The organism is Myxococcus eversor (genome assembly GCF_010894455.1).
Taxonomy (GTDB): Bacteria; Myxococcota; Myxococcia; order Myxococcales; family Myxococcaceae; genus Myxococcus; species Myxococcus eversor.
In genome coordinates this window covers 111,507-132,738 of the sequence record NZ_JAAIXY010000009.1, presented here as the reverse complement: position 1 = coordinate 132,738, position 21,232 = coordinate 111,507, and the positions used below count along the sequence as shown (strand labels likewise).

Sequence of the window (21,232 nt, the reverse complement as noted above, 5' to 3'; positions counted from 1 at the left end):
CGCGCGGGCCGCTGCCTAGAGCAGCCGCGCGCAGACGGCGCTGTGCACGTCCGCGCCCTTTTCCGTCAAGGCCAGTCGTCCCCCCTTAAGCGTCGCGAAGCCGTGCTCCACCAGCCTCGCCACCTCCGCCCGCCGCGCCTCCACCGACTGCCCGTACCGCTCACACACCGCTTCCCAGTCCACGCCCGACACCAGCCGCAGCCCCATCGCCAGCCGCTCCGCGAACAGCTCCTGGGTCCCCAGCGCCTCCCGCCCCTCCTCTGGCAGGCGGCCCGCCTCCACCTCGCCCAGGTACTTCTCCGGGCTGCGCAGGTTGACGTAGCGCGAGGGCTCGGGCGTCAGCAACATGCCCGTGGCGCCCACGCCCAGCGCCAGGTACTCGCCACCCGTCCAATAGAGCGCGTTGTGCCGCGAGCTGAAGCCCTCGCGTGCGTGGTTGGACACTTCATAGCGTCGCAGGCCCGCCGCGCCATACACCTCGCGCACCACGCGCGCCATCTCCACCACGTCGTCGTCGGAGGGCAGCTCCAGCTCGCCGCGCTTGAGGCGCTTGGACAAGGGCGTGTCCTCCGCGAGCACCTCGCGCTCCACCGTCAGCGCATACGTGGACAGGTGCTCCGGCGCGAGCGCCACCGCCCGCCGCGCGTCCTCCTCCACCTGCGCGACGCTCTGTCCGTGCACGCCGTAGATGAAGTCCATGGACACCACCGGGAAGCCCGCCCGCCGGGCCAGCTCCACGGCGAGCTCCACCTGCGCCGCGTCGTGCGCGCGCCCGAGCGCCTTGAGCGTCTCCGGCTGGAAGGACTGCACGCCCAATGACAGCCGGTTCACCCCCGCCGCTCGATAGCCCGCGAAGCGCTCCGCGTCCGCGCGCTCGGGATTGCCCTCCAGCGAGAGTTCCACGCCGGACGACACCGTCATCCTCGCGGCGATGCCCTCCAGCACGCGGGCCACGTAGCGGGGGTGCCACAGCGAGGGTGTGCCGCCGCCCAGGAAGATGGACTCCAGCGGCTTCGAGCGCAGCGCGGGTGACACCGCGAGCCGTGCGTCCAATTCCGAGAGCACGGCGCTCGCATAGCGCTCCTCGGGCACCTGCTTCGCGACCGCCACCGCGAAGTCGCAGTACGGGCACTTCGCGAGGCAGTAGGGGAAATGCAGGTACAGCCCGAAGCGGGCCGCGGCCATCCCCGTGAGCGGGTCCACTGGTGCGTCGAACGGCATGAGGGGCAAACCTTTACTTCCGGCCCTTCAATTGCGCTTCGAGCTTCGCGATTTTCGCCTTGTAGCCAGCCGCCGCTTCGAGCGCCGTCTCGGCCGCCATCAGCTTCCGCTTCAGGTTCGCGGCATCCGCCTTGAGTCCCTCGCGCTCGGCCTCCCAGTCGGTGGACGCGGCAGCCGGCTTCCCGCCCGCCTGCTCCAGTTTCGACAGCTTCGCCTCCGCCGCTACGCGGGCCTCCTGCTCGGCCTTGAGCGAGGACTCCGCGCGCGTCAGCTTCGCCTCTACCGCCGCGCGAGCCGTGTCCGCGTCCTTCGCCTTCGCGCCGCGCGACTCCTCCAGCGCGGCCTCCGCCTTCGCGAGCTTGGACTCCAGGTCCTTCAGCTTGCTCGCCTGCGCGGACTCGGACTGGGACAGCTTCGCTTCCGTCGCGGACCGCGCGGCATCCGCGTCCTTGAGCTTGCCCGCCTGCGTCGCTTCGGTCTGGGAGAGCTTTGTCTCCAGGTCCTTGACCTTCGCGGCCTGGGCAGCCTCCGCCTTCGCGAGCTTGTCCGCGGCCTCCTTGAGCTTGCTCGCGTGCGAGGCCTCGGTCTGGGAGAGCTTCGCTTCGAGGTCCTTGAGCTTCCCCGCTTGCGCTGCCTCGGCCTGCGACAGCTTCGCCGCGGCATCCTTCAGCGCGCCCGCTTGCGTCGCCTCGGCCTGGGAGAGCTTCGCTTCGAGGTCCTTGAGCTTCGCCTGCGCGGCCTCGGCCTGCGCCAGCTTCTCGGCGGCATCCTTCAGCGCGCTCGCCTGCGCGGCCTCGACCTGCGCGAGCTTCGCTTCGGCCTCCTTCTGATTGCTGGCCTGCGCGGCCTGGGCCGCCTGCGCCGCCTTGCTGGCCTCCGCCTTGGCCGCCTCCAGCGCGCCCTCCAGCATCTTCAAGCGCTGCTGGAGCCGCTCCGCCTTGTCCGCCTCCGAGCGAGTGGCCTCCAGTTCATCGCGAAGCTCCGCCAGCTCCGCCTCGGTGCCGCCCTTCCCTTCCGCCAGCGCGTCCGCGCGCGCCTCTTCTTCCGCCGCCCGCACCTGCGCGTCCGCGCGCTCCGCCTCCGCCGCCTCGCGACGCACGCGCTCCAGCGACAGCTCTTCCTTCGACTGCGCCAGCACGCCCTGCACCCGCGCCAGCTCCGCCTCGCGCTGCCCGGAGGCGGTCTCCAGCATGGACACGCGCGCGGCCAGTCCCACGCGCTCGGCGTCCGTCGTCGCCGCCTTCATCTCCGCCACGCCCAGCTGCTTCTTCAGCGCCTCGTACTCGACCTGCGCGGCCTCCACCGCCGCCGTCAGCTCGCCCACCTTCGCCTCGGCCTGGTGCGCCGCCTCACCCAGCGCCGCCGCGTCCGCCTCCATCCTGTCGCGCAGCGCCACCTGCTCGACTTCGAGCGCCTCCAGCGCCTCCTTCAGCGCCGCCGCCTCCCCTTCCGCCACCGCCGCCCTCTCACCCGCCTGCGAAAGCCCTTCCTCCAGCGCCTGCGTCCGCTCCGCCGCGCGCGCGCCTTCCGCCTCCAGGCGCGACGTCAGCCGAGCCAGCTCCGCCGTGCGGCCCTCCAGCGCCTGCCGCAGCACGGGCAGCTCCGCCGCCTCGGTGGTCCGCGCGGTGAGGGCCGCGCGCAGCCCGACAATCTCGGCGTCCTTCAACGCCAGCGCCTTCTCCAGCTCGGCCGTCTGGCCCTGGAGCGCGCGCAGCCCCTCCTCCATCACCGCGAGCTGACGGCGCGCCTCGTCCCGCTCCTGCTCCAGCGTCTGCGCGCGCCCCTGCGCTTCCTCCAGCGAGCTCTTGGACCAGTCGCTCTCGCTCTCCACCGCGCTCAGCGCGCCCTGCGCCTCCGCGAGCGCCGTCTCCAGCTGTCCCGCGCGCAGGCCCAGCGAGTCCCGCTCGCCCGTCATCACCTCCAGCTCGCCGCCCAGCCGCTCCACGTCCGCGACGACTTGCTGGTACTGCTCCTGGACGGCCTCCAGCGCGCCCTGCGACTCGGACTTCTCCGCCGCCAGCTCCGCCACGCGGTCCTGCGCCAGCGACAGCGCCTCCTTGGCGCCCACCAACTCCTCGGCCACCGCGCCCCGAGACTCGCGCTCCTCCTGGAGCTCCGCCGACAGCCGGGGGACTTCCGACTCCACCTCCGCCAGCGCGCGCGACAGGTCCTTGCGGTCCGCCTCCACCGCGGCCAGCTCCGCCTCCAGGGCGGCGAGCTTCGCCTCGGCCTCCGCGGCGCGCTTCTCCGCGCCCGACAGCGCCTCCGACGTCTGCACCAGCTTCGCGGGCGAGTCCTTCACCGCCAGGAGCTGCGCCTTCGCCTCCGCCGCCTCCTTGCGAAGCTGGGTGAGCGACTGCTTCAGCCCGTTCACCTCGCCGTCGCGCTCCGCGTACAGCGTGCGGGCGCGGGCCAGGGTCTCCGTCTTCTGGCGGACGACGGTCCGGAAATACTCCAGCTTCTCCTCCGGCGAGCCCCCCATGGGCATCCGGGGCTCGGCCACCTCGTTGAAGGGGTCATTGCCGGGCACCCGCACCGCCCTCGACACCGAGGACGCGGGGGCCCCGCCGATGGGGGCCGGGGTGGCCGCGGGCCTGGGCGCGCCCGTGCCCACCGGCGCGGAGACCGGAGACGCTGCCGGACGGCGAGGGGGCAGAGGAGGTGGAGCAGCGGGCGGTGGCGCCGAGGGCGGGGGCTTGGGCTGGGGCCTGGAGGGGGCAGCGGCGGTGGGGGCGGGGGGGGCCGCTTGGACGCCAGTGTCCTCCAGGTCCAGGCTGTCGCGCAGGTCCGCGAGCGGATCCACCTCTTCCGGAGGTGACGGCATGGGCATCCGCAGGTTACCGCCCGGCGGCGCTGCCTGCCAGGGACGCGTGACGAGAGAGGTCGGTTCCGCCTTCCGGACACAGGGAGGCGGCAAGGACCCCTCGACGTGAGGGCCCCTGGGCGTTAGCCAGTGGGGGAAACATCACACCTCGCCTTGCCCTCCAGGGGGGCGAGTGCCAGCTTCGGACGCTCCTATATGGCCATCCGCTACGCGCTACCCAACGGGCTCACCGTCGTCTTCGACGAAAACCACGCCGCCAAGGTCGCGGCATTCCAGGTCTGGGTCAAGGTCGGCAGCGCCGACGAGCGCCCCGACCAGGCGGGCCTGGCCCACCTGCACGAGCACATGCTGTTCAAGGGCACCGAGCGACGCGGCCCCGGCGAAATCGCCCGGGACGTGGAGGCCCATGGCGGCGAAATCAACGCCTGGACGTCCTACGACCAGACGGTCTACCACATCGTCATCGCCAGCCAGTTCGCCAAGACGGGCCTGGACATCCTCGGGGACGCGGTGCGCCGCTCCGCCTTCGACGCCGACGAGCTGGCGCGCGAAATCGAGGTGGTGTGCGAGGAAATCAAGCGCAGCCAGGACACGCCCTCCCGGCGCGCGTCTCGCGACTTGTTCTCCACCGTGTTCCAGACGCATCCGTACCGGCTCCCCGTCCTGGGCACGGCGGAGAGCGTGCGCAGCTTCACGCGGGAGAAGGTGCTCGAGTTCTACCACCGCTACTACACGCCCCAGAACCTGGTGCTCGCCGTCTCGGGAGACTTGAGCGAGGCGGAGCTGCGCGGGTGGGTGGACGAGATTTTCGGCGGGGACTGGGGCCGTCCGTACGAGGGCGCCGCGAAGCGCCCCCAGGAGCCCGCGCCCACCGGCCGCCGCGTGCTCTTGCGCCCGGACGAGGTGAAGGAGGCCTGGCTGCACCTGGCCTTCCCCATCCCCCAGGCCTCGCACCCGGACACGCCCGCGCTGGACGTGCTGGCGATGATTGTGGGCCAGGGTGACGCCTCCCGCCTGACGCGCGAGGTGAAGCGCAAGCACAACCTGGTCAACGACATCCACGCGTTCTCCTACACGCCGCAGGACCCGGGCCTGTTCTCGATGTCGATGACGCTGCAGCCGGGGAATCTGGAGAAGGCGCTGGAGGAGTCCTCGAAGGCGCTGGCCACGCTGCGCGTGACGCCGGTGTCCGCGGACGAGCTGTCCACGGCGAAGGCGCTCTTGGAGGCGGAGGCCGTCTACCAGCGCGAGACGGTGCAGGGCATCGCCCGGAAGATGGGCTTCTACCAGTCCGGCATGGGCAGCCTGGAGGCGGAGGCGCGCTACTACGAGGGCATCCGTTCGCTCACGCCGGAGCAGTTGCGCGCGGCGGCGGAGAAGTACCTGCGCTTCGACCGCGCCACCATCACCGGGCTGTTGCCGCACGGCACGAGCTTCACGGAGGAGCAGGTCCACGCGGTGTTGGACCGGGTGGAGCGCGGGCCCGTCGCCGCGCCTCCGGAGCGCAAGGCGAACAAGGTCTCCGTGGGTGAGCCTTCGCTGCGGCTGGGCGCCAAGACGAAGGGTCCCAGCGAAATCATCACGGAGAAGCTGCCCTCGGGCGCCACCATCATGGTGCGCGTGGAGCCCGCGGTGCCGCTGTTCGCGATGCGCGCGGCCTTCATGGGCGGCCTGCGCTACGAGACGTCCGCCGACAACGGCCTCACCACACTGCTGGCGCGCAGCCTCACGCGAGGCACGCCGACGCGGGACGCCGAGGAGATTTCGCAGCTCGTCGACATCTACGCCGGCAGCATGGGAGGAATGAGCGGACGCAACTCGGTGAACCTGCGGGGTGAGTTCCTCTCGCGTCACTTCGAGTCGGCGTTCCGGCTGTTCGCGGACACGCTGTCCAACCCCTCGTTCCCCGAGGTGGAGGTGGCCCGCGAGCGCGCGCTGATGCTCCAGGACATCCTCACCCGGGAGGACAAGCCGTCCGGTCTCGCGTTCGATTTGTTCAACCGGACGTTGTTCAAGACGCATCCGTACCGGCTGCCGACGCTCGGGGAGAAGGAGTCGGTGGAGGCCCTGGGGCCCGAGGCGCTGCTCGCCTACCACGCGCGCTACATGGACCCGTCGCAGCTCACACTGACCGTGGTGGGTGACGTGAAGGTGGACGAGGTGCTCGCGCTGGCGCGGGAGTACTTCGGTACTTCGCGAGGCAAGGCCGCCGCCGCGCCGAAGGTGCTCCCCGAGGCTCCGCCGGAGGCCGCGCGCCAGGAGAAGCGCGTGCTGGCCAAGGCGCAGTCGCACCTGGTGATGGGCTTCCGGGGGCTGCGCATCAACGACCCGGAGCGCCACGCGTTGGAGGCGCTGTCCGGCGTGCTGTCCGGTCAGGGCGGGCGGCTCTTCGTGGAGCTGCGGGACAAGCGCTCCATGGCGTACAGCGTGAGCAGCTTCGGCGTGGAGGGCATCGAGCCGGGCTACTTCGCGGTGTACATGGGCACGAGTCCGGAGAAGGTGGACGCGGCGCTGGAGGGGATTCGCGCGGAGCTCAAGCGCATCCGCGACGAGCCCATCCCCGCGGAGGAGCTGGCGCGGGCGAAGCAGAACCTCATCGGCACGCACGAAATCGCGCTCCAGCGAAACGGCGCGCGCGCGGGGATGATGGCCATGGACACCCTCTATGGGCTGAACCTGGACAACTTCCTGCACTACGCGAAGCACATCGACGCGGTGACGTCGGAGCAGGTCGTCGAGGTGGCGCGCCAGGTCATCGACTTCGACAAGAGCGTGCTCACCGTCGTCGGGCCGTGAGGTGAGAGGGATTGGCGGGCGCCGATAGGAAGGCGCTCGCCGTTCTTCCAATCATGAGAGGCGCAGGGGCTACACGAGTGTGAGCTTCACGCCGGTGGCCCTTGTTCAAGGTCTACAACGCCGAAGGCTGGAACGGCCTGGGACTCTGACCGGTGAGCATCACGATGGACGTCGAGTCAGAGCTCGGCACCTGACGGTGGCGTGGGCGGAGTCGGTGGTGTCGGCGGTGTCGGACTCGCCTCCGGCGCCATGCCCCCCGCCAGCGCGGAGTCGATGGCCTCCAGCAACGGACCGGCGGGCGCTCCCGGCAGCGTCGTGCAGGCCCGGACCAACTCCCGCTTCGTGCGCAGCTGGTTCGGATGTGTCTTGGCCTCACGAGCCAGCGCCTCCGGGTCCACCGGCGCCGCCAGCAACTGGGCACAGGTCCGGAAGGTCTCCATCCGCGAGAGGTCCTCGTCCTGGAGCAACACAGGTGCGCCATCCAACAGCAGCCCCTTGAAGCTCAGGCTCCGCGCCTCCTCGGCGCTCAGCACCAGCGTCCCATTCACCGTGGCGCGCGGCTCGGGCGGAGGGCCATTGCCGCCCGCCAGCTCCACCACTCCGTCCGCGGGCTGTGGCTGACAAGGCACCTCACGCAGGGCCAGCATCTCATCCGCCTTGCGCGTCTCCTTCGTCTCGCCGCCCCGGTGGAGTTGCACGATGCCCGCCACCAGCGCGGGCAAACCCACCGACAGCAGCACCACACCCCACGTCGTCGCCACCTTCCGACTGGAGGCGCCGTAGTGGCCCTCGCGGTCGATGCCATCGCGGTCCGGCGAGTTGGAGAAGAGCGTGCGCCCCAGCACCAGGAAACCGCCCACCGCCGTGAGAACGCCCCCCGAGCTCACCGCCCCCGCCGCGCCCGGGACGGAGCGGGTGGTGATGATGTCCTCGGCGTACTCGGCATGCTGCTCCGTGCGGCAGATGTCCGCCGTGGAGAAGCGCAGGGTGAGCTGGGGCCAGTTCACCGCCGTGCGCGCGAACGGCATGCGCTCCCCCAACTGCGACTCCTGGAGGTAGGTCCGCAGGACGGGCCCGCGCTCGGTGCGCCGCTCCATGTCCATGGGCGTGCACCCCACCGCCAGCACCAACACCGACGCCACCCACCGCTTCATGGCTCCTCCCCCCTGAAAAAGGCCGTCACGTCCGGACAGTCCACGAGGAACTGGCGCGTGTCCTCACACGACGGCGGGCGCTCCGTGGTGGTCCCCACCCGGATGAGCGGCTCCCGGCAGTCCAGGACGCGCTCCCGCGAGGGCGAGGAGAAGGTGAACTCCTCCGCGCCGCAGCCGGTCCGCTCCAGCAGGGTCGCCTCACAGTCCAGGCCCGGCGGGAGCTGCTCGGCCACGCCGGGACAGGCCGACGTCTGGCAGAGACGGGTGACGACATCCCGACAAACCGCTGCGTCGGGCGCTTCGGGGCCGGAGCAGGCGGTCAGCCAGGCCACGGGCCACAAGATGAACAGGTATCTCACGGCGCTCCCACGCTACGCACGGCGCGGTAAAAGGGCCCGCATGTCCCAGACCTATCTGTCACTCACCGTGGAGTTGCCCGAGGAAGCGTCCGAGGCCGTACAGGACCTCCTCCACGAGTCCGGTGCGCTCGGCCTCGAGGTACGAGACCGGGAGACTCCCACCATGCCCGGCGTGAAGGCACCGCAGGCGGGCGAGAACATCATCATCGCCTACTTCGAGGACCGCGAGACGGCCGAAGCCGCCCGCGACGAGGTGTCCGAGTCCTACCCCGCCTCCCGCCTCACCCTGGACGAGCAGCCCCAGCAGGACTGGAGCAACGAGTGGAAGTCGCTCATCAAGTCCGTGCACGTGGGCCGGCTGTGGGTGGGGCCGCCGTGGGACGTGGGCAACGCCCCCGCCGCGGCGGTGCGGCTGGTGATTGAGCCGAAGATGGCCTTCGGCACGGGTGACCACCCCACGACGTCGCTGTGTCTGGCGGCGGTGGATGCGTTCATGGCCGACCATCCGGGCGCCAGCGTCCTGGACGTGGGCACCGGCACGGGCGTGCTCGCCATCGCCGCGAAGAAGCTGGGCGCCGGGCGCGTCGTCGCCACGGACAATGACCCGACGTCGGTGGAGCTGGCCCAGGAGAACCTGGCGGACAACGGCACGCCCGACATCGACGTGTCCGGCAAGGAGCTGACGGCGGTGGAGGGCACCTTCGACCTGGTGCTGGCCAACATCCTCGCCAACACGCTCATCGAGCTGGCGCCCCTCATCGCGCCCAAGGCGAAGAGCCACCTGGTGCTCGCGGGCGTGCTGTCGCATCAGCGCGCGGACGTGGAGGCGGCCTATCGCAACCTCGGCTTCACCGTGCTGCCCGGCGCGACGCAGGGCGAGTGGGTTCGCATCGACCTGAAGCGCTGAGGTGCCGGCCCCCGGGCTCGCGTGCGTCGACCACGCGAGCCCGGGCTCATGGCCTCGGGACCAGGCGCAGCTCCTTGTCGAGTTCCACCACGGCCGAGCCCAGTCCACCGCTCTGCGAGCGTGAGTAGCGCACGTCATCAATCGTGACGCGCCACCCCGCCTCCGTCTCGGCCACCTGATAACTGGGCAGGCGCAGCCAGTTGGCGAGTCCTCGCAGATGCGGCGCCGCGAGCGCGGCCTGGATGACAGGGCCCGGGTTCGGCTCGCGCGGCAGAGTCGGCCCGCTGATTTCCAGGTGCGCGTCACCGCCGCGCAGGAAGTCCGCGCGCACGAAGTGGTAGCGGTCCGGCCCCAGCGCGATGAGGTCTCTCACGAAGGGATTCGCGGGCACCGGCCCCGCGATGACTCGCTCCACCGGGTGTCCCTGGGCCCTCAACCACGCTTGCGCACGCGGCGCGGCCACCTGCGAGCCCAGGAAGATGGCGCCCAGATAGAGCACCAGCCCCACGCCACACACGGTGGCCACGCGCTGGGTGGGCAGCACGTGCGTGCCCTTCAATCGCAACCAGAGGATGGCCGCCACGCCCACGGCCCAGAGCACCTTCGCGGGCCAGGGAACGAACGCGGGAAACATGATGAGCGCGGTGGTGGCCACGCCCAGCACCAGCCACCCCGCGGCCGACTTGCGCGTGCGCGCATCCGCCATGATGACGGCCGCTCCCGCGAGCAACCACACCCACGGGTCGACGATGAACAACGTGTCCCCGTAGAACCACGTCCCGTCGAACGGCATCAGCAGCCGCACACCATAGGTGTTGAGCCAGTCCAGCGCGGGGTGACTCAGCACCGACACCGTGGACAAGAGCAACAGCGGCCCGGCGCGCGCGGGCGCCAGCTCCGGATGCCCGCGCCTCCGCACGAAGCGGTCCCACAGCAACATCAACCCCGTCAGGACGAAGGGCCAGAGCGACAGCGCGAGCACCCCGTGCGTCCAGCCTCGACGCCAGTACAGCGAGGCGTCCGAGCCCGCGAAGGTGACGACGGCATCCACATCCGGGAGATTGGCGCCGATGACGAGCGTCGCGGTGGCCAGCGGCGTGTAGCGCTTCAGCCCCGCCTCCGCCATCCAGGCCCCAACGAGCGAGTGAGCGAGATTGTCCATCTCCCTCGAGGCTACTTCACTCCCTCGCGGACCTCGACACCTCGCGTCACCTTCTCAGCGCGGCACGAAATCGAGGGACGCGTTAGACAGTCGCGCGTCGAAGCACCGCCGTCCACCCACACACCCCGGAGCCTCCCGTGGCCCTCTCGATGTACCAGGCGTCGATTCCCGTCTACATCCGTGCCCTCAACATCCTCTCCACCCTGCTCGAGAAGGGGGCCCAGCACGCGAAGGAGAACGGCGTCGACCCGCAGACCCTGCTCGACGCGAAGCTGGCGCCGGACATGTACAACCTCGTGGCCCAGGTGCAGCGCGCCAGCGACACCTCGAAGGCCACCGCCGAACGCCTGAGCGGCGTGCCCGCCCCGCGCATGCCGGACACCGAGAAGACCTTCGAGGAGCTGCACGCGCGCATCGCCAAGACGGTGACGTATCTGAAGAGCATCGACGCCGCCGCGCTCCAGGGCAGCGAGAAGCGCACCGTCACGCTCACGGCGGGCGAGTACAAGCAAGACTTCAAGGGTGACGACTACCTGCTCACCTTCGCCCTGCCGAACTTCTATTTCCACGTCACCACGGCCTACGACATCCTCCGTCACAGCGGCGTGCGCATCGGCAAACAGGACTTCATCGGTCCCTTCGAGCCGCGCTGAACGTCGCTTGGGCTCCGCGCGCCGAACGCGCTAGCGTCCCCTCCGCGTGGAGCCCCCACCCTCTCATCCGCCGCCGAAGCCCCCGGACGAGGTCCGCTCCCAGCTCGTGGGCCCGCTGCTCGCCTACCTGCGCGCCACGGGCAGGGACCCGACACCGCTGGTGGAGCGCTTCGGCCTGCCCCAGGACGCGGGCACCCTGCCCGAGGTCAGCCTCCCGCTCACCACGCTGCACGCCTTCCTGGACGCCGCGGAGGAGTTCTCCCAGGACCTGTTCCTCGGCCTCCACGTCGCCCAGCGCGTGCCTCGCGGCAACTACGGGCTCGTCGAGTACATCGCCCGGGCCTCGCCCACGGTGCGCGACACCTTCCGCTCGCTCGCGCGGTACCTGGCGCTGCTGGAGCCCGCCTGGCTCGCGTCCTTCACCGACGACGCGGACGGCGGCGGCACCTTCGCCTATGGCATCGCCGGAGCGCCCCTCGCCTACGGACGACATGCGAGTGAGTACGGCCTCGCCCTGTTCATCCACGTAGGCCGCCAGCTCACCGAGCGCCCCTGGAAGCCACGCGCCGTCGCCTTCGCCCACTCCGCGCCGCCGGAGGTCGCGCCGCTGGTGGAGCACTTCGGCGTCACCCCGACGTTCGGCGGTGCGCGCAACGCCCTCACGCTGGACGCGGCCACGCTCGACCTGCGCGTGGTGGGCGCGGACCCCGCCCTCCTCTCCGTGCTGGAGCGCGCCGCCAGCGGCGTCAGTGCCCCCACGCCCGTGTCTCCACCGGATGCCCCCGGCTTCGTCCAGGCCGTGCGCGACACCATCCGGGCCTCGCTCCGCGACGGGGCACCTCAAGTCAGTGACGTGGCCAAGGGCCTCCACGTCAGCCCTCGCACCTTCCAGCGCCGCCTCACCGAGCTGGGCACGTCGTTCCAGGACGAGGTCGACGCGGTGCGGCGAGAGCTGGCCTTCCGGTACCTGCGAGACGCGAACCTGGGCGTCAGCCAGGTCGCCTTCCTGCTGGGCTACTCCGAGCTGAGCACCTTCGACCGCGCCTTCAAGCGGTGGACGGGGATGACGCCGCGCGTCTGGCGTGAGAGCGCCGAGCGGACTTGAATCCAGCACGGCGGGACGGGTGCGGGGCAGCCGACCCGTGGCGTCTTCGGCCAGGAGATTGGCGTGCGCCGCCAGGACACGTGTCGCGACTTCACCTAGCTTTCCACCTCCCCTGCTCCCGTCCGGAGGACGTCATGCTCAAGCCCCAGGTCGCCGCCCTCTTCGATGACTACTATTCGTCGCACCAGCACCCCATCAACCGGCTGACGCACAAGGTCGCCATCCCCGTCATCGTGCTGCACATCATCGCGATGCTGGACTGGGTGAAGCTGGTCGCGGTCCCCGTGCTCCCGGGCGGCGTGTTGACGCTGGGCATGGTGGCGCTGGCGCTGACGGCCATCTGGTACCTGCGCGCGGACGTGAAGCTGGGCCTCGTCGTGGTGGCGTTCATGGCGGCCTGTTTCCCGCTCGGCCGGATGATGCCCATGTGGAGCGTGGTGGCCATCGCCGTATTCGGCTGGCTCATCCAGTTGGCGGGCCACGCCGTCTGGGAGAAGAAGTCCCCGTCGTTCCTCACCAACCTGGTCCACGCGCTGGTGGGTCCGCTGTTCTTCGTCGCGGTCCTCTTCGGCGACTACGTCATCAAGCCCCAACCCCAGGCCGGCGCTCCGGCGCGCGCCTGAGCACGTCCGTCCCCAAGCCCCCCATGAGCTTCGCCGACAAGCTGCGCGTCTGGATGCCCCTGCACGAGAACCGCGCCAGCCGCGCGGTCCACTTCCTGGGCGCGTACATGTTCATCTTCTCCCTGCTCGTCCCGCTCGGGCTCGTGCGCTTCTCCGTGGGAGGGCTGGAGCTGTCCGCCGCGCACGTGCTGGTGGCCGCCGTGGCCCTCTACGCCGTCTCGCTGGAGTGGACGGCGGGCATCCTCATGAGCCTGCCGCTCATCCCCACGCTGAGCGCCGCGCTGGGCGTGGGCCACCTGCCGGGCCCCACCGTCGCCATCGTCGCCGTCTCCGTCATGGTGGTGCGCTTCGCGCTCGTCGTCGGCGCGCACGTCGTGCTGGAGAAGAAGACCCACGGCCTGTCCCTCGGCGGACCGCTGCTCTTCTTCATCGAGCCCGTCTACCTGCTCACCCTCGTCCTCTTCGGGATGGGCCTGAAGCGCGACCTGCACGCGCGCGTCACCGCGGGCGGGCCTCGGCCGGCGACGCTCACCGCGTGAGGGCTCACGTCGCGGTGGCTGCTGCTGCCCGCGCCGCGACGCCTCGCTACGTACCGCTGGCGATGCGCGCGGGCAGCGTCGGCATCTCGACGGCCTCGCCCAGCACGTGGCCGTGGAGCGCGTGCACCACCACCGCCTCGCGGCGTCCCTTCACGTGAGTCTCACCCAGCCGCCGGCCGGTGAAGTCACCACCCCCTCGCAGCCAGGTGCTCTCGCTGACGAGGATGTCCACGCCATGCACCTTGGTGAGCCCCTCCACCCGTGAGGCCAGGTTCACCGCGTCGCCGATGACGGTGTACTCGTGCTGCTCGGCGCCCCCGAGCATGCCCGCCGCCACCACGCCGGTGTGCAGTCCAATCCCGATGCGCAGCGGGGGAAGTCCCTGCGACGCGCGCCGCACGTTGAGCTCGCCCAGCTTCTCGCGCATGTCCAGCGCCGCGTGCATGGCCCGCTCCGCGTGGTCCTCGCTCGAGTCCGGCACGCCCCAGCACGCGAGCATCCCGTCCCCCAGGAACTTGTTCACGATGCCCCCTCGCTCCATCACGATGTGGGTCATCTGTCCGAAGTACTCGTCGAGCAACTCCAGCACCTCGCGCGGCGGCAGCGTCTCGCTCAGCGTCGTGAAGTCGCGGATGTCGCTGAAGAGGATGGTGACCTCGCGCTGCACCGGCTGGAGCGACGTGTCCCCCGCCTGCATCACCCGCTCCACCACCTGCTTGGGCAGGAAGCGCGACAGCCCGTCGCGGCGGCGCAGCCGGAGGAACATGCTGCCCACCTCCGCGTTCGTCATCGAGATGAGCAGCCCGAGCGTCACGTAGCAGAAGACGACGAAGCTGGTGCTGGACCAGGTGCCATGTCCCGTCAGGCCCGCGACCAGCGCGTAGCCCACCGACGACAGCGTCGTGGACAGCAACACGTGCAGCCACGAGAAGCGCGCCACGGAGAAGACCAGCACCATGCCCATGCTCGCGCCCAGCATCCCCTCATCGAACTGGCCAGTGGTCGCCCACGCATGCCACCCCATGAAGGCGAAGAAGCTGGTGTCCGCCACGGTGGTGGGGATGGGCAACCACCGCGCATGACGCAGGTGGGGCCGCTGGCGGAGCAGCACGAGCAACGCGACGATGGAGAACAGCCCATACAGCACGATGGCCAGCACCCGCTGGAAGTCGTGCGTCGGCAGCGGCTCGCCCGTGATGTGGGCGATGGCGCCCTGGCTCAGCGACAAGAGCGCCATCAACGCCAGCCGCACCCAGGCCACCCGGCGCTCGCCCCGGAGCGAACTCTCCGCGAGCACCAGCTCTTCGTTGGCGCGGCCCAGCGCGAAGCGGGACACCGCGGTGTCCCGGTCCGTCACGAGGACCTCATCGCTTCCGCCCATGATGGCGAGTCCCTTTCCTTCCGATTCCAGGCCCGGGGCTCGCGCTCCCGGGCCCACCCGTCGTCACTTCGGTGCGTCCCCTCCCACACCCGACGGGCCCGAGGACTCGCCGCGCCAGCGCGGCTCTCGCATGGTGCCTCAAACTGGAAAGCCCAGCGAGCCCTGGCGTTGGACGACGGCTTGCTGTTGAAGTCGCCGCCTTGACCCGGGGCCGCGAAGCACCCACCTGGCCCCGCTGGAGAAGCCCTCGTGGTCCGCCTCTTCGCGCCCATCCCGGAACCCGCTCCCGCCGAAGTGGCGCTGACGGGCGACCGCCGCCACTACGTCGTCCATGTCCTGCGGCTGGGCGAGGGCGACGCACTGGAGGTCTTCGACGGCAAGGGGCGCGCCTTCGCCGGACAGGTGACGGGCGTGGACGCGGAAGCCGTGCGCGTGCGGCTGGGCGACATGCGCCAGGCCCCCGCGCGCCGCTCGGTGAGCGTGCTCCAGGGCCTGCCCAAGGGCGACAAGCTGGAGTGGGTGCTCCAGAAGGGCACGGAGCTGGGCGCCGCCGCGTTCCTCCCCGTGGACACCGTGCGCAGCGTGGTGAAGCTGGAGCCGCGCCGCGCCCAGGAGCGCACCGCGCGGTGGACGAAAATCGTGGAGGAGGCCGCGCGCCAGTGCCGCCGCGACGACGTGCCCACCGTGGACGTCCCTCGCACCCTCACCGAGGCCGCCAGGGCGCTGGCCCCGGGCACCGTGGTGCTGGTGCTGGACGAAGAGGAGTCCGCCGTGCCCCTGGGCGAGGCCTTCCGCGCGGCGGGCGCTGGCACGCCGGTGGCATTGGTGGTGGGACCCGAGGGGGGACTGGCGCGCGAGGAGGTGGAGGCGCTGAAGGCGCTGGGCGCCCGCCCCGTCACGCTGGGCTCGCGCATCCTCCGCACGGAGACGGCCGCGCTCGCCGCCCTGGCGGTGATGATGCATCTCGACGGTGAGCTTGGTTAGCGAGGGGGCAGCCGAGCGCTCATTCCCCGTGGGTTCCCACTGGCCGATCTGAATTCCTACGTTTCTCCCGTCTGGGACCTCACGGGTCCCCTCAAACAGGAGAAGGTTTCATGGGGATCATCGCATTCATCATCATCGGCCTCATCGCGGGTCTCATCGCTCGCGCCATCCTCCCCGGCAAGCAGAGCATGGGCCTGCTGGCGACGACGCTGTTGGGCATGGTGGGTTCGCTCTTGGGCGGTCTGGTCGGGTCCCTCTTCCAGCGGGATGGCCGTCTCTTCGATTTGCGTCCCTCCGGCATCATCATGTCGGTGCTAGGTGCCATCGTCGTGCTCCTCATCGTCGGAGCCGTGGGACGGCGCCGCGTCCACGCCTAGCGTGAGGCGCTCCACACTTGCCGTCCCCCAGGGGACACAGTGGGCGCCTGCGTTGACGAGCCCCTGACGGTTCCTCGACCAAGGGACCTCGGGGGCTCGCCACTTTTCTTGCTCCTCGCGTGCGAACGCCTTTTCATGGCATCGCCGTTGTCAGCCCGGAGGAGTCCGTTGTCCAAGTGCATGAAGTGCGGTGCCATGCTGCCGCCCGTCGGAGAGTGCCCCGCCTGCGCCACCGCCAGGGCGCGCCCGCCCGCGGTCCCCGCGGTGCCGAGCCTGCTGGACCGCGACCTCCGCATCGACCGCCGAGCCGCCGAGCGTGACGAAGCGCCCACGCTCAAGGACCACGACTTCGTCGAGCCCATGGCGCCGCCGTCCGTGGCACCGCTCGCCGGCCCGCTCCCGCCGCCCGTGGCGCCCCGCGTCGCGCCTCCGCAACAGCAGCCGGGCGTCAAGCGGCCCACGCCTCCGGGCATGACGCCCGCCCACCGGCCCGCGCCCGCCGCGCACCCGGGGGTCGCGCCTCGTGCCGCTCCGCCGGCCCCGCCCGCCGCCCAGCCCTCGTGGGCCCAGGGAGGTGGCGCCTTCGCCGCGGACCTGCCGCCCCCGCCGGCCCCGGCCCAGCAGTCCATGTCCCCCATGACGCCCGCGTACGGCACGCCTCCTCCGATGCGCGCCCAGGCGGCGCCTCCCAGGCCCGGTGTGGCGGCTCCGGCTCCCGGACTGCCCCGGATGGAGTCCCCGGCGCCCGGCCTGCCTCGGATGGAGTCCCCGGCGACTCCCGCGCCCGGACTGCCCCGGATGGAGACGGCGGCACCCGCCCCCGGTCTTCCCCGGATGGAGTCCCCCGCCGCGGCCCCCGTCAACCTTCCTCCCCTGGAGTCCGTGGACACCCTGCCCGGGCTCCCGGTGATGGCGGCGAGCGCGCCTCCTCGCGCGGAGAAGCCCCGTCCGCAGTCGGCCGTCCGTGCCGCGGCCCAGCCGGGGGTGACCGAGGTGAGCGCGCGCCCCGCGTCGCTGTGGCGCCGGCTGCTGTCGTTCTCCATCGACACGGCGGCCATCGCTGGCGTGGCGGCGCTGTACATCACCCTCGCCTCGTCGGTGACGGGGATGAAGGCTCCCACCGCGGGCCTGTCGGGTCTGGACGGCTTCGTCGCGTGGTTGCGGGCGTTGCACACCGTGCTGCTGCCGGGCTTTTTCCTGGTGCTGATCCTGGCGCTCGTGTACTGCGCCGTGGCGGCCTTCCTCTGGAACGGACGCACGCTGGGCCGGCTGCTCCTGGGACTTCGCCTGGTGGACACGCACGGACTGGCTCCCGCTCCGGGTCGGGCCATCGTGCGGGCGCTGCTCGCCAGCGTCTCCTTCGTCCTGTTCCTCGGTGGATTCTGGATGGCGCTGTTTGATCGCCGTGGACAGACGCTCCATGACAAGCTGACGTCCACCTTCGTCGTTCAACCGAGCTGACCCACCGCTTCATTGTGCCTTGCGGCCGCGGCCGTAAGATGCCGCGCCTACATGCCCGCCCGCCTCGCTCAACTCCTCGTCTCCCGCATGCTCCTTTCCCAGGAGAAGGCGGGAGAGTTGTTGCGACACCAGCAGGCGCAGGGCGGGCACCTGGACACGGTGTTGCTGGAGCAGGGCCTCGCGAGCGAGACGGATGTGCTCGCGTTGCTCGGTGACGTCGCGGGCTTCCGGGCGGTGAACCTGGTCGACTTCGAGCCGAACGCCGAGGTCGCCTCCTTCATCCCCCCGAAAATCGCAGAGCGGCTCAGCGTGGTGCCGCTCTCGCTGGATGGGCAGACGCTGCACGTCGCCTGCGCGTATCCGGTGCCGAAGAAGGAGCTGGACGAGGTCGGCTTCCTGCTGGGCCGGCCGCTGGAGCTGTGGGTGGCCGCCGAGGTGAGGATCCGCGAGTGGATCTCCACCATCTACCGCCAGCCCCTGTCGCCGCGCTTCATCCAGCTTGTCGCCGCGCTGGACCCGGAGAAGCAGCTCCCGATTACCCCTCCTCCTCCGCCTCCGCCCGATGAGTCGTCCCTCACGGTGGAGATGGTGGAGCGACTGGCGCGCTCCGTGGCGAGGGAGCCCCTGGTCAGCGAGGCCCGACCCGCGCCGAAGGAGCCGCCCGAGTCCCAGAGGCCGCCTCCGCCACCTCCGCCCGATGCGGTGGCCGCGCCCCAGCGGCCCCCTCCGCCGCCTCCGCCCGATACGGCGTCCGCGCCGCCGCCCGCCTTCGTTCGCGCGCCGCTGCGCCTGAACATGCCGGCCTCCGAGCGCTCCGCCGCGCCCGCCGCTGCTCAGCCGCCGTCGCGTCCGCCACCGCCGCCCATCGTGACGTCGACGCCGTCGAGGCCGGACACCCGCCCGGCCCAGCCGCCCGTCCTCACCGCCACGCCGCCCGCCTCACAGCCCGCGCCGCGAGGCACTCCGGCGAGCGCGCCCGTCGCGCAGCCCGCTGTCGCGCCGCGAGGTACTCCGGCGAGCGCGCCCGTCGCGCACCCCTCTGTCGCGCCACCGGCCCGAGCCGCCGAGACCGCCTCCACGCGAGCCGCGCCCGCTACGCCACAGGGAGCCCCGTCCGGAGGTCTGCCGCCCACCGCGCAGCCCGCGTCACGTCCGGTCGACGTCACGCAGCTTCCGTCGCGCCCCACCGACACCGCGTCCCGTCCCGCCGCTCCTGCGACGACGCCGCCCAATGGCGCACAGCCTGGAGCCCGCCCCGCGACGACGCCCGCCGCGCGTCCCACTGGAGCGCAGACGGGAGCGCCGCAGGTGTGGCCCCCGGCGCCGCCCGTGCAGCCCGGCACCGCGCCCCAGGTCTGGCCTCCGGGTCCTCCCGCGCAGCCGTCAGCGGCTGACGCGCTGCCGCCGCCCACGCTCCGCTTCGGTTCTCCGCTGTCGGGAACGCGCCCGGACGTGCCCCCTGTCCCGATGCAACCGCCGCGCTCGAGTGAGCCCGCGTTCATCGTCTTCCCCAATCCGAACAAGGCGCCGCCCGCTCCGACACGCGCGCGTCCAGCCGAGCCGGAAGCCCGGCCTGTCGTGTCGCCCGCCTCGCAGGAGGTTCCGGATTGGACGCTGGCGCAGGCGCGAGCGGCGTTGAAGGAGTCCACCAAGGACCGCGACAAGCTGATGGACGTGGCGCTGCGCTTCGGCCGGCGCACGTTCGACTACGTGGCGGCGTTCGCGGTGATGCGTGGCGCGGCGGTGGGCTGGGACGGCCGTGGCGAGGGAATGACGGGCGAGGGACTGGCCCAGGTGTCCGTGCCGCTCGACGCGAGCAGCGTCTTCCGCACCGTGGCGGTGACGCGAGGCAGCTACGCGGGCCCGCTGCCTCCGGACGCGCTCACGCGGCACTACCTGGAGCTGTTCGGCCGCCAGACGCCGCGCACCGTCTTCCTGTACCCGGTGGAGGTGAAGGGCCGGCTGGTGGCCATCCTCTACGGTGACTGCGGACAGAAGCCGATGAGCCAGCGCCGGCTGTCGGACTACATCCTGTTCTGCCAGGACCTGTCCTCGGCCTTCCAGGAGCTCATCCTGTTCCGCAAGCAGCGCGTCACCGAGCCGCGCGCGCCGGAAGAGGACATCTCCATCGACGTGGACGTGCCTGTCGCGTCCGCTCCCGTCCCCGCGCCCGCCGTCGTCGCGGGACTGGGCTGGGGCCCCTTCTTCGGCCGAGGCACCTCCGGGACCATCGGTCGCGCCGCCGCGCTGCCGCCGCGCGCGCAGTCGCAGGAAGAGCGCCCGCCTCCGGACTTCGCGCCGCTGCTGCGCCGACTCACGGGGCCGGACGCCGCGCAGCGCTCCAACGCGATGGTGGAACTGGCGCGCTCGCCCGAGGCCAGTGCCCGCGTGCTGGCGCAGCACTTCCCCGGCCCCACGGCATGGAGCCGGCTGCCCGTCGTCGAGCTGCCCGAGGCGGACGAGTTGGGACCGATTCCCGCCGCGATGTCGCGTCTGGGTCGGCCGGCTGCGCAGGCCCTGTCGCCGCTGCTGGATTCGCAGGACCCGGACACGCGCTACTTCGCGCTGCTCACGGCGGGCAATCTGCCCTACGTGGAGCTGGTGGATGGAGTGCTGCGTGGGCTGTTCGACCTGGAGCCGGACATCTCCAGCGCCGCGCGCGTGGCCGCCGCCGCGCTCAAGCAGTTGCCCCGGTTGGATTCGGCGCTGCGGGAGCTGCGTCAGGAGCTGAGCAGCAAGGACATGATGCGTCGCGCGCTGGCCGCAAGGGCGCTGGGCACGCTGCATGACCGCGAGGCCGTCGAGGGCCTCATCCAGCTCACGAGCAGCGACGACGAGATGTGCGCCCAGGCCGCGGCGGAAGCACTGCGCGAGGTGACGCGCATGCCGCTGGGTCTCAGCCCGAAGCAGTGGGCCACGTGGTGGATGGAGAACCGCAGCCGGCGCCGCGCGGACTGGCTCATCACCGCCTTGCGACACCGTGAGCTCGACGTGCGGCTCGCCGCCATCGAGGAGCTGAGCCGCGCGCTGAACGACACGCTCGGCTACTACGCGGACGCACCCGAGTCGGAGCGTGAAGTGGCCGCCCGTCGCTGGGAAGCCGCGGCGGTGGACCCGGCCAACGCGCGCCGGCTCGGCATGCTCTAGAGAACTCACGGCGTCAGACCTGGGCAGTGAAGCGAGCCCGACCGCTCCCGACGCGAAGGGGCTCTACCCGAAGGCGGTCATCAACCGCCTGAGGATTCGCTCGATGCGAGAGCTGCTCAATTGTCCTCGCTCGCCCACTCCGCGCGGAGATTGGTGACCATCTTCAAGGCATCAGCATCAGCGGATGACTGAGCCAGGGCTTCGGCTCGCGCCAGGCACGAGCGCGCAGGGTCTGCTTCACCGGACCGCCAACGGACGCTCGCCAGGGCGAGCAACAGGAGTGGCTCGGGCTCCGCGTTGGCAATTGCTTCTTCGTAGTAGAGCGCTGCCTGCGAAAGGCTCCCGGATGCCTCGCAGTGGAGTCCCGCTGTTCTGGCCAAAGTGGATACGTTGGCTGGCCGTTCCTTGTTCGACCGGGTGCGAGCCAGCGCGGACTCCAGACAAGCGATGGCCCCGGCTGTCCTTCCTGCTTGGGCGAGTTCGGACGCGATACGAAGGGGATTCTCGTCAGTCACGATGACAGTCATCCTAAGCAAGAG

General features: G+C 71.3%; 16 protein-coding genes. 10 read left to right on the top strand and 6 right to left on the bottom strand.

The genetic code is table 11. The annotated features are described in order from the left end of the window. Nucleotides 1–15: 15 nt before the first annotated feature. Nucleotides 16–1,221 (bottom strand): radical SAM family heme chaperone HemW, encoded by a 1,206-nt coding sequence (gene hemW, locus G4D83_RS19775; protein ID WP_163866351.1) that lies wholly within the window; start codon nt 1,219–1,221, stop codon nt 16–18. 13 nt (nt 1,222–1,234) lie between these two features. Continuing rightward, entirely contained in the window at nt 1,235–4,045 is a 2,811-nt protein-coding gene (locus G4D83_RS19770) for a plectin 1 isoform 8 (protein ID WP_163866350.1), read from the bottom strand. 195 nt (nt 4,046–4,240) lie between these two features. On the opposite strand from G4D83_RS19770, the gene G4D83_RS19765 reads away from it, so the two are divergent. After that, nucleotides 4,241–6,841: a M16 family metallopeptidase gene (locus G4D83_RS19765; protein WP_163866349.1), complete on the top strand. Its 2,601-nt coding sequence runs from the start codon at nt 4,241–4,243 to the stop codon at nt 6,839–6,841. A gap of 176 nt (nt 6,842–7,017) precedes the next feature. Here G4D83_RS19765 and G4D83_RS19760 read toward each other — a convergent pair whose 3' ends face one another. Then, nucleotides 7,018–7,995, bottom strand: a complete 978-nt coding sequence (locus tag G4D83_RS19760; RefSeq protein WP_205522665.1) for a hypothetical protein — start codon at nt 7,993–7,995, stop codon at nt 7,018–7,020. Next, nucleotides 7,992–8,354, bottom strand: a complete 363-nt coding sequence (locus tag G4D83_RS19755) for a hypothetical protein (RefSeq protein ID WP_163866348.1) — start codon at nt 8,352–8,354, stop codon at nt 7,992–7,994. The genes G4D83_RS19760 and G4D83_RS19755 overlap by 4 nt, the downstream gene beginning before the upstream one ends. A 40-nt stretch (nt 8,355–8,394) precedes the next feature. Here G4D83_RS19755 and G4D83_RS19750 point away from each other — a divergent pair, with 40 nt between their 5' ends. Then, on the top strand, nt 8,395–9,261 hold the full coding sequence (locus tag G4D83_RS19750) for a 50S ribosomal protein L11 methyltransferase (protein WP_163866347.1): 867 nt from the start codon (nt 8,395–8,397) through the stop codon (nt 9,259–9,261). A 46-nt stretch (nt 9,262–9,307) separates the two neighbouring features. Here G4D83_RS19750 and G4D83_RS19745 read toward each other — a convergent pair whose 3' ends face one another. Further along, nucleotides 9,308–10,423 carry a metal-dependent hydrolase gene (locus tag G4D83_RS19745; protein WP_163866346.1) on the bottom strand — a complete coding sequence of 372 codons (1,116 nt, stop codon included), beginning with the start codon at nt 10,421–10,423 and terminating at the stop codon, nt 9,308–9,310. Between the two features lie 137 nt (nt 10,424–10,560). Between G4D83_RS19745 and G4D83_RS19740 the strand changes: the two genes are divergently transcribed. The 4 genes from G4D83_RS19740 (at nt 10,561) to G4D83_RS19725 (ending at nt 13,343) form a co-directional block, all read left to right on the top strand. Next, nucleotides 10,561–11,076: a DUF1993 domain-containing protein gene (locus G4D83_RS19740; RefSeq protein ID WP_163866345.1), complete on the top strand. Its 516-nt coding sequence runs from the start codon at nt 10,561–10,563 to the stop codon at nt 11,074–11,076. Between the two features lie 46 nt (nt 11,077–11,122). After that, nucleotides 11,123–12,181: an AraC family transcriptional regulator gene (locus tag G4D83_RS19735; protein ID WP_163866344.1), complete on the top strand. Its 1,059-nt coding sequence runs from the start codon at nt 11,123–11,125 to the stop codon at nt 12,179–12,181. A gap of 134 nt (nt 12,182–12,315) precedes the next feature. After that, nucleotides 12,316–12,804 carry an Mpo1 family 2-hydroxy fatty acid dioxygenase gene (locus tag G4D83_RS19730; protein ID WP_163866343.1) on the top strand — a complete coding sequence of 163 codons (489 nt, stop codon included), beginning with the start codon at nt 12,316–12,318 and terminating at the stop codon, nt 12,802–12,804. Nucleotides 12,805–12,827: 23 nt separating this feature from the next. Next, nucleotides 12,828–13,343 carry an Mpo1-like protein gene (locus G4D83_RS19725; RefSeq protein WP_163866342.1) on the top strand — a complete coding sequence of 172 codons (516 nt, stop codon included), beginning with the start codon at nt 12,828–12,830 and terminating at the stop codon, nt 13,341–13,343. A 46-nt stretch (nt 13,344–13,389) separates the two neighbouring features. On the opposite strand, the gene G4D83_RS19720 is transcribed toward G4D83_RS19725, so the two are convergent. Further along, nucleotides 13,390–14,724 carry an adenylate/guanylate cyclase domain-containing protein gene (locus G4D83_RS19720; protein WP_163866341.1) on the bottom strand — a complete coding sequence of 445 codons (1,335 nt, stop codon included), beginning with the start codon at nt 14,722–14,724 and terminating at the stop codon, nt 13,390–13,392. Nucleotides 14,725–14,973: 249 nt separating this feature from the next. Here G4D83_RS19720 and G4D83_RS19715 point away from each other — a divergent pair, with 249 nt between their 5' ends. The 4 genes from G4D83_RS19715 (at nt 14,974) to G4D83_RS19700 (ending at nt 20,693) form a co-directional block, all read left to right on the top strand. Further along, on the top strand, nt 14,974–15,708 hold the full coding sequence (locus G4D83_RS19715; RefSeq protein WP_163866340.1) for a 16S rRNA (uracil(1498)-N(3))-methyltransferase: 735 nt from the start codon (nt 14,974–14,976) through the stop codon (nt 15,706–15,708). 110 nt (nt 15,709–15,818) lie between these two features. Next, entirely contained in the window at nt 15,819–16,085 is a 267-nt protein-coding gene (locus G4D83_RS19710) for a GlsB/YeaQ/YmgE family stress response membrane protein (RefSeq protein ID WP_163866339.1), read from the top strand. Between the two features lie 195 nt (nt 16,086–16,280). Next, a complete protein-coding gene (locus tag G4D83_RS19705; RefSeq protein WP_240356431.1) occupies nt 16,281–17,546 on the top strand; it encodes an RDD family protein in 1,266 nt (421 codons plus the stop codon). A gap of 51 nt (nt 17,547–17,597) precedes the next feature. Continuing rightward, nucleotides 17,598–20,693, top strand: coding sequence for a GspE/PulE/PilB domain-containing protein (locus G4D83_RS19700; RefSeq protein WP_163866338.1), 3,096 nt, complete (start codon nt 17,598–17,600; stop codon nt 20,691–20,693). Nucleotides 20,694–21,232 lie beyond the last annotated feature (539 nt).

What these genes read in the sequence shown, in the direction of transcription:
- G4D83_RS19720 (WP_163866341.1), bottom strand. Translation starts at nt 14,724, where the DNA reads ATGGGCGGAAGCGATGAGGTCCTCGTGACGGACCGGGACACCGCGGTG.
- G4D83_RS19760 (WP_205522665.1), bottom strand. Translation starts at nt 7,995, where the DNA reads ATGAAGCGGTGGGTGGCGTCGGTGTTGGTGCTGGCGGTGGGGTGCACG.
- G4D83_RS19770 (WP_163866350.1), bottom strand. Translation starts at nt 4,045, where the DNA reads ATGCCGTCACCTCCGGAAGAGGTGGATCCGCTCGCGGACCTGCGCGAC.
- G4D83_RS19725 (WP_163866342.1), top strand. Translation starts at nt 12,828, where the DNA reads ATGAGCTTCGCCGACAAGCTGCGCGTCTGGATGCCCCTGCACGAGAAC.
- hemW (WP_163866351.1), bottom strand. Translation starts at nt 1,221, where the DNA reads ATGCCGTTCGACGCACCAGTGGACCCGCTCACGGGGATGGCCGCGGCC.
- G4D83_RS19710 (WP_163866339.1), top strand. Translation starts at nt 15,819, where the DNA reads ATGGGGATCATCGCATTCATCATCATCGGCCTCATCGCGGGTCTCATC.
- G4D83_RS19750 (WP_163866347.1), top strand. Translation starts at nt 8,395, where the DNA reads ATGTCCCAGACCTATCTGTCACTCACCGTGGAGTTGCCCGAGGAAGCG.
- G4D83_RS19765 (WP_163866349.1), top strand. Translation starts at nt 4,241, where the DNA reads ATGGCCATCCGCTACGCGCTACCCAACGGGCTCACCGTCGTCTTCGAC.
- G4D83_RS19700 (WP_163866338.1), top strand. Translation starts at nt 17,598, where the DNA reads ATGCCCGCCCGCCTCGCTCAACTCCTCGTCTCCCGCATGCTCCTTTCC.
- G4D83_RS19745 (WP_163866346.1), bottom strand. Translation starts at nt 10,423, where the DNA reads ATGGACAATCTCGCTCACTCGCTCGTTGGGGCCTGGATGGCGGAGGCG.
- G4D83_RS19730 (WP_163866343.1), top strand. Translation starts at nt 12,316, where the DNA reads ATGCTCAAGCCCCAGGTCGCCGCCCTCTTCGATGACTACTATTCGTCG.
- G4D83_RS19705 (WP_240356431.1), top strand. Translation starts at nt 16,281, where the DNA reads ATGCTGCCGCCCGTCGGAGAGTGCCCCGCCTGCGCCACCGCCAGGGCG.